The sequence below is a fragment of the Vibrio sp. 1F169 genome (assembly GCF_041439605.1).
In the GTDB taxonomy this organism is placed as follows: Bacteria; Pseudomonadota; Gammaproteobacteria; order Enterobacterales; family Vibrionaceae; genus Vibrio; species Vibrio tasmaniensis_A.
This window is the reverse complement of sequence record NZ_JBGOOI010000039.1, coordinates 29,798-43,392: the sequence shown is the minus strand read 5'-3', so window position 1 is coordinate 43,392 and position 13,595 is coordinate 29,798. Positions and strand designations below refer to the sequence as shown.

Here is a 13,595-nt window from a genome sequence, read left to right as displayed (position 1 = left end):
AGCTGATCAGATCGTAGGTTCTTGATTTAGTTCCATTGAATTACGCAACAAAGCCGAGGAAGGCATCAACGCATCTCAATGAAACCAGACACATAAATGGAAGTAACTGTGCTGATTTAAGTATACCTTTCAAAGTTCTCGTTAAAAAACAAAGCAAAATTGCCCTCAACGCCTATAATCAATTCTTATTATAAACTCGAGTTCATACTATTTTACTAGTTGTTGTCTATTGAATAATTTGGTAAGTTTGTAATATTTCATTTAAAAACAACACCAAGTATAGGTATGCAGCTATCTATGTGGGATTTTAGACCTCATGAACACTCTCAACTTCGAAATAAAATATCAGGTGAAGAAAAGAGACTAACAAAAACAGAAAGCCAGTTATTATTGCTCTTACTGTCGAATAACCATCGAGTCGTAACTAAATCTGAAATTCACAAAAAAATTTGGCCGGGGAAATTTGTTTCAGATGCCAGTATCACACACGCCATTGCATCATTACGTTTAGCTTTGAATGATACAGTGGAAGCACAATGTATCATTCGAACCGTACCTAAAGCCGGTTACTTTGTCGCTTATAATAAAATAGCTCTAGTTTTAACTAACCAAGCCCAACCCGAGACTAGGCGACCTGATAAGGTAGTGGCTTTTAAGCTTAAATGTTCTTGGCAAGCTGGCGTAATAGTTTTATTAGTCAGCATGAACTGTTTACTGTTTTGGTTTTTGTTCATACCTTCACAAAGCGAACCTAAACTGAACATGTCAAGGTTGAACTCTCAAACTAACACCTTTACGATCAAGAACAACGATTTTCATAGTCAACAACTCTTAGAACAGCTGATTAGGCACCCTACTTTAAACAATGTGAATTTTTATATTGCTTCAAATAAAACTAGGATTTATGTAAGTTGCATTCACCAGAATGCATCATCACCTTACGGCCAAAGCATCAACTTTTCCATTGATGTTAAGCGCGCTATAGAGGGGATTAGCAATGATATTGTACAAAAATGCCAATAAACACTATTTGCTTAGCGTTGTCTTTTTACTTGCCTTGTTGCCTATTCAAATTTTTCTCAATGCATCGTTTATTCCTAGTTTTGCTCAAAACGTTAATACCCAAATAAGTAAAACAGTTCTGACTTACGGTGAGCAAATGGGAGATAAGAAATACAGAAAAATCGACTATCACTTAAAACCTTATCTATGGAACCGATTTCTATTAATGGCTTCTATCCATTTCGACAATGGAAAAAAACTGGACACACAATTTCTTATTACCTTTTGGCCGAAATCCATTTATTCCATAAAATATATAAATCAACTGGTTAACACTCCAGAAACAGAATATTTTGATTTACCAGAGCAACATGCGCTCTTTGATGGCGGCGAAGAAAATTTTCAAACTTTGTTAGAAACCTCCCACCAATATTGTTACATCCAACTGTCGAACAACTCAGTTCAATGTGTCAATATATCTGAAAATAAAGAAAAAATTGACGTCAATGACAAGAAAACAACATAGCATGTGGATATTTAATCCAACCCTTAGGCGCCAGCTAACTAACCAAAGTAATGGGGAGAGCAAAAAATTGCACTCTACAGATTGCAAAATTTTAGAGCTTTTATGTCAAAATCAAGGCGAAACCGTTTTAAAAAGTACCCTAATCGACGTGGCTTGGCCAGGGCGAGTCGTCTCGCAAGCTAGTTTAACTCAGTCTATAGCCCACCTACGTATAGCTTTAGGTGACAATGGCCGACAACAAAATATTATAAAAACAGTCCCAAAGCATGGTTATTTACTGGTAAGCAACATAATAAGCCTTGAGGTGCCAATAGTTCTTGAACAAAACAACTCATCAACACCTAGTTCAGAAATAATCCCAGACACTCTCCAACCTCAAGACCATGAGAAGACCAGTCTATCGGCCCATCTACAATACCTTCAAAGATTCATTCTATTGACTCTCTCACTGTTATTTTTAGTTAGTCTCACTTGGTTAACGCGGATCATATATTACAATAGCACCACAGATCGTATTCAATGGAACCAGCGTGAACATTTGGGCGTAACGTACTATTTTACTGATACTAAAAATGGAGATAAACGTTTCAATGACCTCAAAGGGAGATACTCAAGTGACTTACGTATGCTCTATATTTCTGAAAACCCTGAGCAACTCTATGTATCGTGTGTTTATCAACCTAATAATTTACATGAACACAACACAATGAATTTTAGTTTTTCCCGAGACTATTCAATCGAGCAAGTAAGAGAGGAAATTAATGAACAATGTCGGTAAAGCCATTATTTTTCTGGTCTTGGCAAATATACTCGTCATTACGTTTATCTCATGGATAAATACCCTTAATCATCCTCTATTCTTAGATGGTCGAAACAACATCATGTTATTTTCTCATGGTCGTACATATAAAAAATTTGAAGTCGACTCCTTCAAAGAAGTAATTACCGTAGATCATCTGTGGGGAGGAGTTCACGATGCGCATTGTAGCTTATTATCCGAAGGCGAAAACAAAGCCCTCAACATCTATTACTCCGTTTATTTCTGGGGTGCAGACCTCTTTTCGACAACCAACGCGCTACGTAGCGCAAACTACACTCCCTCAACAGAACTTGATTTCACTGAAGCACACTTGATTGAGAATTCATCGGAACAATTTTTCCAGACCTTATACCAAGATAAGTATATTTTCTGTTATTCCAGTTTATTGACCGGCAGTGTCCAGTGTATCACGGCCGATTAATTAGAGTAATCAATCTAAATCATCAACAGATTTAGTTATAACTAAACGTGTTGATTATAAACATGTAAATATCAATGACTTAATTTATTCATTTAAAATCAATCTAATGACGAGTAATTTAAATTTCGGATTTGTTTATTAGTGTTCTTAAGGGTTTATGGACATAGTACTAGCAAATAGGACATATTTGAGAAACGTAATACTCATGATCAGAAAAAGAGAACCTTTAAAGATTACTGCACTCTTGTTAGAAGGAAGCCCAATCACAGCAATTTCGGGACCAATCGAAATGCTGACAATTGCTTCAATGCAAGCAGGATTACCAGCGCCACTGGTCAGTTATGTATCAGTCACAGGGGGGCCGACTCAATTCTTAGGGGGGCTAACAATTAACAGTAGTACGCATTGGGAATCCGTCGAACATACCGACATTTTAATAATAGGTGCTTGTGGTGACATAAATAAGGGGTCTTATGTCTTACCCAAAGAGGTTAAATATTGGCTAAAAAAACAAATTACGCAGTGTGAATTTGTTCTCTCTTTATGTACGGGGACATTTCTTCTGGCTGAGCTTGGGGTTTTAAACAAACGAAGCGCAACTACACATTGGGTATATGCTGAAGATTTTCGAAATCAATTCCCCCAAGTAAAATTCAAACCACACTTGAAAATAACTCATGAAGACCGATATATTTGCACCTCCAGCATTAAAGAATACTTTGCTGCAACAATTTTGTTAATTGATGCTTTGTTAGGCACGGCCCAAAGAATTAAATGTGAACAGTACTTAGGAGGTGATGTTTCAAAAATTAAGCGAATTTGTTTAACGAGCTTTGCTCAATACCATCAACATAGCGACAGTTTGATTGATCGGTTACAAGAGTGGATGCACAATGAAGACCCAAGCAGGCTATCTGTCGCTATGTGTGCAGAGAAAAGTTTTTTGAGTGAAAGGCAAATGAAACGTCGCTTCAAAGCAGCAACTGGCGAATCTCCAATGAACTACATACAACGTATTAGAGTGGTATTAGCGAGAGACAAGCTGGACACTACCAGCTTAAACATAGAACAAATATCCCAGCAAGTTGGTTACAGTGACACAAACCATTTTAGGTCGCTGTTTAAAAAATTTTACGACATGACGCCCACAGAATATCGCAAAGCGACACAGGCTTGTGAGATTTAAGCACCTTAATTCTAACTGGACCTAAGCCCTTAGCTAAAAAGGGAGTTATTCACTTAGATTGAAATGATTAACCCAATAATAAAGCTGGTATCTCTCCGGCTTTGAGCTCCACAGCCTTCATCAATTCAACTTTAAGAAAGTTGATGTCTCTCCGCCTACGCTTGTATCTGCAAGCGTTCAACGACAAACCACAAGGGAAAGAAAAGCGAAACAAAAACAAAGTCGACTAATTTACCTGCAAGAAATAAACGATGACGATCTTGGTGAGTCAAATGCGTATTGATTATAAAATTCAGGGCGAGTAATCATGTGGATAAAAAGTGGCAACTAACATTCACTAGATACACTGTTAGCTCGTAAACCGTAAAAAGTTCAGCCTTAGGTTCAATCTGACAAACATCGCTTAAAAAATAATGACTGCCAGATTAGGCCCAAGCAACTACTTTTGATGTGACATTTTTGCCACTCAGACAAATACTATTGAGAGAGTTTTTCTAAGACAGGGGTTATGGACCGATGAAGCTCACTGGACTCATATGCACCAGCTAATAATTTACTCGGATAAGCAATTGAATGGCTTAATACCTCACCAATATTGTTAATATGAATACGCTTATCAGCCACACAAGCACTCAAACATGTTCTAATAAATTGTTGGGATGTATCAAGCTCAAGCAAGCGTGCGCATCGCAGCGCTTCTTTGGTTCTTTCATAAAGCATTTCTTCAGATAACACGATTTACCCCTTCTCCATTCAATAGCATAACAATATGAAACTCTTCGCTTTTCCTCATCGCAGCAAGGAAAAGGCTCTCTCTCATTTCTCTTTGAATTATATTGTCGCTAATTACATACTTCGTCAAAACGTCAATCGCTTGTTGCTCGTTAATGTCTTCCTGACTAACTATCGCTGACAAGACACTTTTCGATAGATTTGACGAAATATCAAAATTTAGTTCTTTTGCCTTTACAATCATCGCTTTTATAACTTTGTTTTTTTGAGCTCTGATAGTACATATCTTCAGCTCATGCTTATCAAATGCATATCCAATGTCATCTAACAGTTGGCTCAATTCTTGATACACTTTACATTCCTCTAGTTCATTGTTCTTGTTCCTCATATGTTAACGTTATATGTTTAAAATAAAACAGTGAAACCAATTGCACCAACAAAACAAACCAACCAAATATCATGTAGTTATAAAAATAACACCATTATTACGTCCATAAGATCAGATATATATGTCCTATTTGGTTACTATATTGGTAATGATAGCGATCTATTTACATTGATAGAACTAGCATATTAAAATGAAATTCATTAGAAAAAGACATATACCCTAAGCATTCAAGACTTTTAGTTTCACGGTTAATATATAAACCATTGATTTAGTATGGCTATTTTTATTCTAGCTTAACCTATGGTTGAAGTTGCTTATTTTATTTTTCATGTGCGGGTGGATAATAACGCACAGAATCTAAAAAAAGGAACTGAAAATGTTATATGCACAACCAGGAACTGAAAATTCGATTGTCGATTTCAAGCCGCAGTATCAAAACTTCATAGGAGGGGCATGGGTAGCACCGAAACATGGAAAATATTTTACTAATACCTCCCCAATCAACCATTCTGTAATTTGTGAAATTCCAGCTTCGACTCAAGAAGACATCGATTTGGCAGTTAATTTTGCGCACAATGCGAAAAATGACTGGGCTTCAACATCAGTCACTGAGCGTTCAAACATATTATTAAAGATAGCTGAGCGTATTGAGAACAACCTTGAGATGCTTGCTATTACTGAAACATGGGACAATGGGAAACCTATTCGCGAGACTCTCGCCGCTGATATTCCACTCGTTGTCGACCATTTCCGCTATTTTGCTGGATGCATTAGAGCTCAAGAAGGTTCCGCTGCGGAACTAGATTCACAAACCATGACCTACCACTTCCCAGAACCTGTTGGTGTTGTAGGACAAATTATCCCATGGAACTTCCCACTCTTAATGGCCGCTTGGAAGCTGGCACCCGCGCTGGCTGCTGGCTGCTGCGTAGTATTAAAACCAGCGGAACAAACTCCTGCATCAATCTTAGTATTGATGGAGCTCATCGAAGATCTAGTCCCTGCCGGTGTAATCAATGTCGTAAATGGCTATGGTTCAGAAGCAGGTCAAGCACTTGCTACACATAAAAAGATTGCTAAAGTAGCCTTTACTGGCTCTACAGAAGTTGGACAGCATATTCTGAAGTGTGCCGCTGAGAACCTAATTCCGTCAACAGTCGAGCTAGGTGGTAAATCTCCAAATATTTTTATGGCTGATATATTTGATCACGAAGACAGTTACCTTGATAAGTGTATCGAAGGTGTCTTGTTAGCTTTTTTCAATCAAGGTGAAGTCTGCACGTGTCCTTCTCGAGTTTTGATTCATGAATCAATTTACGATCGCTTCATTTCACGTTTGCAAACTCGCATGAAAACGATCCAACAAGGAAACCCACTCGATACCGACACACAAGTTGGTTCACAGGTGTCACAAGAGCAATTTGACAAAATTCGCAAATACATAGCTCTTGGTCATGAAGAAGGTGCCGAATTACTTATTGGTGGTAACAGCAATGAAGACAATGGTTACTTTGTCGAGCCTACCCTCTTCAAAGGAACTAACGATATGCGTATTTTCCAAGAAGAGATTTTTGGCCCAGTCGTTGCTGTTACTACATTTAAGGACACTGAAGAAGCTCTGGCAATCGCCAACGATACTGAGTATGGCTTAGGTGCTGGAGTATGGACACGTGACAACAATCTGATTTCACATATGGCGAAAAATATACAAGCTGGGCGAATTTGGGTTAACTGCTACCATGCTTACCCTGCTCACGCTGCGTTTGGCGGCTATAAAAAGTCCGGGATTGGTAGAGAAACACACAAAATGATGCTAGACCACTACCAGAACACCAAAAATATCATCGTTAGCCACAGTGTTAATCCTTTAGGCTTCTTTTAAAAATTAAGCTAATTGTCTGCCCGAAAACCTAATGGGCAGACAAACATTTGGTTCATTATATTTATGGTCTAAGCCATGCCCATTTCCTTGACCCCTTTACAATGCAAGACTGAAAAAATATCCGCCTTCTTAGAAGGCAATTTCGCTTTATCATCCCTAGAAAGGGGCTTCCGCGCTATCAATTCTTCAATAACTACAGTTGTTGCTCATACTCTATGTCCTGCTTATCTTGGTGTCGTACATATCGGCGAATGACTTTTTCATTCACACCGACCGTATCTACAAAATACCCTCTAGCCCAAAAGTGATTTCCCCATAGTCTCGGCTTTGTTGCGTAATTCATTGGAACTAAACCTACGATCTGATCAGCTACATTCACTCCCTCTTGTAGCCCTATACCTAAACCTCGTTATAAAACAACCAACTGGAAGCAAAATACAATCAATAACTCATTAACCGCGGTTCTTTGACCTTTTGGATTGATGAAGAAGCGATAAGTGGCTGGACGCAAAGCAAACAGAATAAGCGCGGGAGGCCTCGTCGGTTCAGTGATTTAGCTATCACGACAGCCCTCATGGTGAAACGAGTTTTTTCTATGCCATTAAGAGCGCTGCAAGGTTTTATCAACTCGATATTTAGGTTAGCCCATGTACCGTTAAGTTGTCCGCATTACACCTGCATCAGTCGTAGAGCCAAGCAAGTTGAGGTCTCACTTAAGACAAAAACGAGAGGTACGATACAACATCTAGCTATTGATGCGACTGGCCTTAAGGTTTATGGCGAAGGTGAATGGAAAGTCAAAAAACACGGGACAGATGGCAAACGTAGAGTCTGGCGAAAACTTCATATTGCCGTGGATACAAACACTCATGAAATTATTGCAGCCGAGCTAAGTCTATCGAAAGTTACAGATGGAGAAGTACTCCCGAATTTACTGAAACAAACTCGCCGAAGTATCCACGAGGTGTCTGGTGATGGCGCTTATGATACGAGAGCATGTCACGATGCAATTAAGATTAAGCGAGCCGTTGCGCTTATTCCTCCAAGAGAAGGGGCTGCCTTCTGGGAGCGGGGTCATCCCCGAAATCTCGCAGTAGGTTGCCAGAAGTTATATGGCTCAAATAAGTATTGGAAAGAGCGGTATGGTTACCACAAACGCTCCCTGTCAGAAACAGCGATGTATCGAGTTAAACAGTTATTTGGTGGTCGTTTAAGTTTAAGAAATTACAATGCACAAGTGGGAGAAACTTACGCGATGATAAAAGCGTTGAACAAGCTCACTGGGTTAGGTATGCCTGAAACTTGCCGTATTGACTAAGAAACGCACGAAATGGGGCTGCTCTGTCTCTAACTGAATTACGCAACAAAGCCGTGCTGATGACACGCAAACTTGTCACCTCGCGATTCAGATAAAATGAGTTGTAACTTTATCTACCCGTTAGCTACATAAATTTCACATTAATTAAAGCCAGATCAATATGAACATTTTCATTGCAATCATGTAAAGCATGAACCTTATCTTTAATTAAATGCATATTTTCAAAAATATTATTCAGCTCGTTATGGTCAAATTTATCCTTTGGTAAGGACACGCCTAGACATAGTTCTTCGTTGTTTAGTCCAATCCAGCAGCTTCCAAGTAAGTCCCGCTGCATATTTAAACTTAACCAATCACTCATCTTATATTGGTCTACAATGACATGTAGAGGGGTATACAAGGTAAATAAATCTGATTGCTTTGGCGATTCTAGAACCCAAAGGCTTTCCTGATTATCGATTATTTCAATCGCATCGGATTCAACGGGGATCTCAATTCCCCATAGTTCAGCAAGTTCTGATAATACGGCTTCAAATTTCAACATTACACCTCAATAATTTACTTTGCGAAAACAAGGGATCACGTGCGATCATCAAGTTTTGTTTTTAAGCTTTGCTCTGTAGCCATTCGTTCGAACTTAGCAGTGCATCTAGTTGCTTTTTCGCTGGAGAGGCGATGGTAAATGGCCCCAATTTATAACTTTGGCAATCTGATTTTAGTGATTCAACTTGCTTTGCCACTAAATATTGCATCCAAGGTTTATTCGATAGGTCGGTTAATTTCATTGCCTCCGAACTGGTTGATATATCGTCTTTCAGTGCCTGTAAGTGTGAAATATCCATATATTGATAAGACAGACGTTCAGCTTCGTTTTCGGCACCTTTAGGGTGAAACAGCTGAATTAGTCGGCTTCTCCAACTTGGTTTTGGCTCTAACAATAGAGGTTTTAGATTCGTCAATTTTGCCATCATTCTATCTACATCAATATTTAATGGGTTAATGCCGAGTGTGTTTACATTGGCGACTTCGGCTTCATTTGGAAGTTTTTCGATATGGAAGCCAATGTTCTGATTTAACCTTGATAGGTGATTCTCGAATGAGTCTGTCTTTTCTTTGATTACAAAATTACTGCTTACAATGTTATCAAAGTCCCCAATACCGTAGGTTTTGTTCGTATCGAATAGCGTGTGTTTACTTTGATCATTTACAGGTAAATCTATGCTAGGGCTTAGTTCTTTAAACACTGTTCCTTGCCCTCTAAATTCTGTTTTTCTTTGTAGTTCGTTATTTTTATCAACAGAATTAGTTCTGTTCACTGCTTTTACTAAAGCTTTTTGGAAGTTACGACATTTTAAATCTGCTTCTGGAAACTCTTTTACATTAGACTGGTAGAGGTTAGTTTGAAGTTCAAGCTTTTGTAGCTGTGACGGTAATTGTTTCTGTTTTAGTGCATTAAGTTGTTCTTGTTCGCTCACTTCCTGTTTTACTACTTTTTGGAAGGTTGCAGCGGTTTCGGTAGATAAGTTGCTTTTTAATACCACCTTCAGTGTTGTAGGCAACAGTTGAGACATAGGACCTAGCGTAGAGGCCTTGTTAACTCTCAACATCTGCCCTAATGTTGTCTTATTTGTTAACGCTTTTTTTACTAACTTCCCTAAGGAACCATTAGGGGAGTGCTCTTCAGTTAGCTTACAAAACTTACTTGCAAATTCTTCAGCCGTTTTAGGTAATGATTCAAGTTGGTAACACCCATTAGAGTATGTCATTGACCAATCATAAGAATAGCTCTGTGCGTATTCAGCATGTTTAGTGCTTGAGCTAGCATATGCGTTAAATAGTGATTCAAATTCTTTCTTGATAGAAGTGCTCTCATGCTCATAATAGTTTTGTAACTTAACGTCTGTTACTTGCTCTTTAGTCGCGTTTTTTTGATTGTCAGCTTGCTTGCTCTTTTCTATGGTTGTTTTTTCTGATGAGCTTATGCTGCCCTTAGATGTCTCTAGGCTTGGTTCTGATGTTACTCCTAGTGAAGTAGGCGCGGTTTTTGATGTCACATTAGTATCTGACACAGGCCTATCAACTAAAGGTGATACGACCGATGGCGACTTGAGTTCGATAGTATCTTTATGGCCTTTCTTCGGTGCTAGAGAAATAATCTCGCTGAAAGATTGTTGGACTAGAGCTTTAAATTTAGGGTAGAACTCACCTTTAGTTGGAGAGTGTCCTTTTGTTATATCTGAAAGTAACTGTTTAAAGCCCCCGACTTTACTTGGAAGTGGGCAGGTGACGTTGAAATCTTTGCTTACCGTTACATTCGCAATGTTTGACAGTTCTTTTACTCTTTTCTTTTCACTGCCAGGTTTACTTATCAAATACTCGGATAAAAAGTTTTCTAGTTTTTGTGAAAAAGACATTTTGTTTTGCGAGTAGAATTCTTGTGTCCCTTTTGGTGATGTATAGGCGTGATTGAAATGAGACTTGCCAGTCGTTGGGCTTGCGACGCTTGAACCTATAGAGGTTTGTTTTGCTGATGAGGCATGTACACTTTTTACGATACTTTGAGTTGATTCTGCGTGGTTGCTTTTCTTTATTGCTGTTGAGTTCATCGGTTGATGAATCGCTGAGATAGTAGGCATTGTGACCTCTTAGAACCTATATAAACACCGAGAGGGTAGTATAGGTTAAGAGTGCCAAGGGGGGCTCTCAGTATTGGCCTATTTTTTTTATATATCGAAATGAAAGGGGGCGAGCTACCTCCTTACCTTGACTAAGAACAGCTAGATGAAGTAAAAACGATAATTTATAAGAACCAGTGATTTAGCCAGTTTGCTATACTCCCCCCCCTCCTGCTGTAAGTATGCTTGCAAGCTGGCAACTCACTAAATCCAATAGAACCGTTACTAAGATCTGCTCTCGAAGACTTCAGGGGGTAAACACAGACTCTGACGACAGAGTCCGATCCTTGTTTACCCACTGCGGTGAATCCAAACACTTCGCAAAGAGCTTTACAGCATAACTCTTCTTGAGCATCAAGAACTGTTCAGGGGAACCTCACACTAGAGAGCTTAATTGCGTAACAAAGACGATTAAATTCATTTGTTCTTTGTGCTACACATCACGACAGTTTAGAAAATCAACAAAATAAAAGCCACTTTCGACATCGTAATTATACTATTTGTTGTTTACTAGCAAGATAAAACAGAAGGAATAAACGATGAACACATTACAAGTTCTAATAAAAGAGTTTTGTGAAATAAATGAACTACCTCCACTTTATTTTGCTGAAGAAAATCGTTGCCAATTATTAGTTGATGATCGTTACGTTATTTACTTTAGTGAGGCAGATCAAAACGATTTTGTTTTATCGGTGGTTTTTGGCGGTCTCGAAAAAAGCGGTGAACTGAGACTGAAAGGTCTTGAACTCATTGCGCATGCTAACTATTTCGGTATCGCGGATGGGAGCTTGACCCTTTCACTTGCACCAAATGGTAGGCAATTGGTTCTTGCGGGCAGAAAGCCGATTGAGTACTTAAACGCAGCGAGCCTATCAACTTGGTTTCACCTTCTAAATGAGCAAACCCTACTCTGGCAGGCTCGATTTGCAATGTTAGACCAAGACCCAACCCAATTTATCAATCCAGAACAATCCCACATTGAGACACTTAGAGTTTAAGGAGTTCACCCATGGTAATTTCAACTAGCCAAAGCCAGATTCCGAGCTTGGATCAATTTCGTACTGTCGCGGCACAAAAAGATAAGCGGGTGATCAGTAAGCACGGTAAAGCCAAAGAGCCGTCGACCTTTCATAAAGGGCAAAAGTTCACGGCAGTGAGTGACACCATATTGCGATCTACATATCAAAAGTACCACCAAGAAAATATTAAGACCCACCTTGATTTAAAACAGGCGCTGCTAAAAGAAGAAAAACCAGAAACGGCATTATTGGCATTCTCTCTTGTGAGCACAGCAGGGTATCGTGGCGAGCCTTTAACTGCGCGTAAGGTCCTCGAAGTCGTAAGCCTATTAGATGAAGTGAAGATTGACGATAAAGCTTATAAAAATCTAAAAAGCACGTTCGATTCGATCAGCAAAGACCCACGCTTACAAGTCAGCATCGAAAACCAATACCCAGGCAAAATGGACGGCTTAGGTGCTGAACTGCTTGAGATGGCAAAAGAAACAATCAAAGGGACTGGTATCAACGCAGTAATTAACTTGGCGTTACCAGGTGTTGGTTTGTTGATCGCCACGGGGCGTGAATTACATAAGTCGGCAGTCAATGGTGATGCTGAGGCGCACTATCACCAACTAGAACAGATTGCGCAATTGCCCGGTCATGACCAAAGGTTGGCATTGCCGATACAACAAGCATTAGCGCACGAGCACGCCACTCAATCTGCTGAAGGTGCGGTTGGAGCGACCTTAGGTATGGCGACGGGAAGCCTTGGTGCATTTGGTGTCACCTCTGTGGGCACAACTGGTGTCCTTGTTGTTGCAAAAGAAGCGCTAGGCAGTGTAGCAGCATCTGGCTTAATCACTGGTTCTGGGTTTGTAGCCGGTCAAGCGAGTTCCTACTGTCTGAACAACGAAGTTCAAGAGCAAATTCACCAAGAACCTATGTCTGGTGTGTTACCTCGAATTGAAGTGTCTAACAGCAAAGGGAAGTTCTCCTTTAGTATGCAAGATGCTGCATCAGGACGTGCTTTGATTGCGTACCTAGGCCCAAAAGAAGACAAATCTATGACATCACCTCAAGCACCGAAAGAAGCTCAGGATATGGAATTGGCGCGCTTAACGCTTAAGAAAATGTTGGGCTCTGATGCAAGTGAGAACTTGGTGCCAGATGTTGGATCAACGAATAAATTGAGTATCGAAGATACACCGAGCCAAACTGAGTCAGAGGCCAACAGTGCACTTAAGAAGTTGCTCAAAGAAGATTGGGACTGGCTAATGCCAGCAGTAAGATCTATCGACCAAGGAAAGGCACAGGATATCAATAAGACGTTGACTTACAAGCTCCCTCTAGATACACCGAACGGACGAGTATACTTGGATAAAAGCCCGAACCTCGATCAAGGCCAACTCTCGGCGCTAGAAAAGCTTGGTTCACCAAGTCAGCTAAGGTTGATGTACTTAGCAGAAGGCTGGATTTAATCGTCAATATCATACCCAAGTTATTGACGATGAAATTTTTCCGTTACACGCTCCCAAAGGACGAGTTCCCTTGGTTTGTATACCTTGTTTAACAGTTTTTGATTTAGAAGCATTGGCTCTACAAATTGTTGCCTCGCTTTCAAAACCCGACATTCTCGCCAAGCCA

Annotated in this window: 12 protein-coding genes and 2 pseudogenes; 9 read left to right on the top strand and 5 right to left on the bottom strand. The window is 39.7% G+C overall.

The annotated features are described in order from the left end of the window. Positions 1 to 285 precede the first annotated feature (285 nt). The 5 genes from ACED53_RS15050 (at position 286) to ACED53_RS15030 (ending at position 3,955) form a co-directional block, all read left to right on the top strand. Entirely contained in the window at positions 286 to 1,023 is a 738-nt protein-coding gene (locus ACED53_RS15050; RefSeq protein ID WP_241810843.1) for a helix-turn-helix domain-containing protein, read from the top strand. Then, positions 998 to 1,528: a hypothetical protein gene (locus tag ACED53_RS15045; protein WP_017098656.1), complete on the top strand. Its 531-nt coding sequence runs from the start codon at positions 998 to 1,000 to the stop codon at positions 1,526 to 1,528. The genes ACED53_RS15050 and ACED53_RS15045 overlap by 26 nt, the downstream gene beginning before the upstream one ends. Continuing rightward, entirely contained in the window at positions 1,509 to 2,306 is a 798-nt protein-coding gene (locus ACED53_RS15040) for a winged helix-turn-helix domain-containing protein (protein ID WP_017098657.1), read from the top strand. The genes ACED53_RS15045 and ACED53_RS15040 overlap by 20 nt, the downstream gene beginning before the upstream one ends. Next, a complete protein-coding gene (locus tag ACED53_RS15035; RefSeq protein ID WP_017098658.1) occupies positions 2,290 to 2,769 on the top strand; it encodes a hypothetical protein in 480 nt (159 codons plus the stop codon). Before ACED53_RS15040 ends, ACED53_RS15035 begins: the two co-directional genes overlap by 17 nt. A gap of 157 nt (positions 2,770 to 2,926) precedes the next feature. Next, positions 2,927 to 3,955, top strand: a complete 1,029-nt coding sequence (locus tag ACED53_RS15030; RefSeq protein WP_017101131.1) for a GlxA family transcriptional regulator — start codon at positions 2,927 to 2,929, stop codon at positions 3,953 to 3,955. A 477-nt stretch (positions 3,956 to 4,432) separates the two neighbouring features. Here ACED53_RS15030 and ACED53_RS15025 read toward each other — a convergent pair whose 3' ends face one another. Both ACED53_RS15025 and ACED53_RS15020 read right to left on the bottom strand, forming a co-directional pair. Beyond that, positions 4,433 to 4,690, bottom strand: a complete 258-nt coding sequence (locus ACED53_RS15025; protein ID WP_017098660.1) for a hypothetical protein — start codon at positions 4,688 to 4,690, stop codon at positions 4,433 to 4,435. Next, positions 4,680 to 5,075 carry a hypothetical protein gene (locus ACED53_RS15020; RefSeq protein ID WP_017098661.1) on the bottom strand — a complete coding sequence of 132 codons (396 nt, stop codon included), beginning with the start codon at positions 5,073 to 5,075 and terminating at the stop codon, positions 4,680 to 4,682. Before ACED53_RS15020 ends, ACED53_RS15025 begins: the two co-directional genes overlap by 11 nt. A 376-nt stretch (positions 5,076 to 5,451) precedes the next feature. Between ACED53_RS15020 and ACED53_RS15015 the strand changes: the two genes are divergently transcribed. Beyond that, positions 5,452 to 6,957: an aldehyde dehydrogenase family protein gene (locus tag ACED53_RS15015; RefSeq protein WP_017098662.1), complete on the top strand. Its 1,506-nt coding sequence runs from the start codon at positions 5,452 to 5,454 to the stop codon at positions 6,955 to 6,957. Between the two features lie 193 nt (positions 6,958 to 7,150). On the opposite strand, the pseudogene ACED53_RS15010 reads toward ACED53_RS15015, so the two are convergent. Next, positions 7,151 to 7,285, bottom strand: a pseudogene (locus ACED53_RS15010) (transposase); the annotation flags it as partial. Positions 7,286 to 7,352: 67 nt separating this feature from the next. Here ACED53_RS15010 and ACED53_RS15005 point away from each other — a divergent pair. After that, a pseudogene (locus ACED53_RS15005) lies at positions 7,353 to 8,275 on the top strand (IS5 family transposase). Between the two features lie 124 nt (positions 8,276 to 8,399). Here ACED53_RS15005 and ACED53_RS15000 read toward each other — a convergent pair. Further along, on the bottom strand, positions 8,400 to 8,819 hold the full coding sequence (locus ACED53_RS15000) for a type III secretion system chaperone (RefSeq protein WP_017096482.1): 420 nt from the start codon (positions 8,817 to 8,819) through the stop codon (positions 8,400 to 8,402). Positions 8,820 to 8,880: 61 nt separating this feature from the next. After that, positions 8,881 to 10,911, bottom strand: a complete 2,031-nt coding sequence (locus ACED53_RS14995; RefSeq protein WP_017100925.1) for a hypothetical protein — start codon at positions 10,909 to 10,911, stop codon at positions 8,881 to 8,883. A 578-nt stretch (positions 10,912 to 11,489) separates the two neighbouring features. Here ACED53_RS14995 and ACED53_RS14990 point away from each other — a divergent pair. Continuing rightward, positions 11,490 to 11,948 carry a CesT family type III secretion system chaperone gene (locus ACED53_RS14990; RefSeq protein ID WP_017096480.1) on the top strand — a complete coding sequence of 153 codons (459 nt, stop codon included), beginning with the start codon at positions 11,490 to 11,492 and terminating at the stop codon, positions 11,946 to 11,948. An 11-nt stretch (positions 11,949 to 11,959) separates the two neighbouring features. After that, entirely contained in the window at positions 11,960 to 13,429 is a 1,470-nt protein-coding gene (locus ACED53_RS14985) for a hypothetical protein (RefSeq protein WP_017096479.1), read from the top strand. Positions 13,430 to 13,595 lie beyond the last annotated feature (166 nt).